This is a genomic window from Microbacterium sp. K41 (assembly GCF_004794395.1).
GTDB lineage: Bacteria > Actinomycetota > Actinomycetes > Actinomycetales > Microbacteriaceae > Microbacterium > Microbacterium sufflavum.
This window is the reverse complement of record NZ_SSDO01000040.1, coordinates 1-506: the sequence shown is the minus strand read 5'-3', so window position 1 is coordinate 506 and position 506 is coordinate 1. Positions and strand designations below refer to the sequence as shown.

Here is a 506-nt window from a genome sequence, read left to right as displayed (position 1 = left end):
TGCGCGACCCTGGCCACGTTGAGGCCCTTGCCGCCCGCCCGCGCGGCCCCCGCGTCGGCGCGGTGGGTGCCGCCCTCCACGAGCCGGTCGACGCGCCAGGTCAGGTCGAGCGCGGGGTTGGGCGTGACGGTGAGGATCACGTCAGCTCCCTGGCCCGCAGGGCCGCACCGATCAGACCCGCGTTGCCGGAGAGCTCGGCGGGCACGAGCACCGGCAGCCGGTGGAAGCTGAGCCGCGCGGCCAGGCGGCGCCGCAGCTCGTCGAACAGTGCTCCTCCGGCGCGCGAGAGCCCGCCGCCGATCACCACGGCCTCGGGGGCGACCACCGCGGTGAGCTGCGCGAGCGACATCGTGAGCGCGTCGAGCGCGGAGTCCCAGATCGCGGCGGCGACCTCGTCACCCGCGGCCGCCCTGGCGATCACGTCTTTCGCGCCGTCGGGCACGACCCCGGTGGCCTCCCGATAGCGCCGGGCGATCGCACCGGCCGAGGCGACGGCCTCCAGGCAG

Annotated in this window: 1 protein-coding gene; it reads right to left on the bottom strand. The window is 76.7% G+C overall.

From position 1 onward, the window contains the following. Positions 1-136 precede the first annotated feature (136 nt). Positions 137-506: ROK family protein (locus DW309_RS00525; protein ID WP_136044216.1), on the bottom strand; the 370-nt coding region annotated here is incomplete at its 5' end.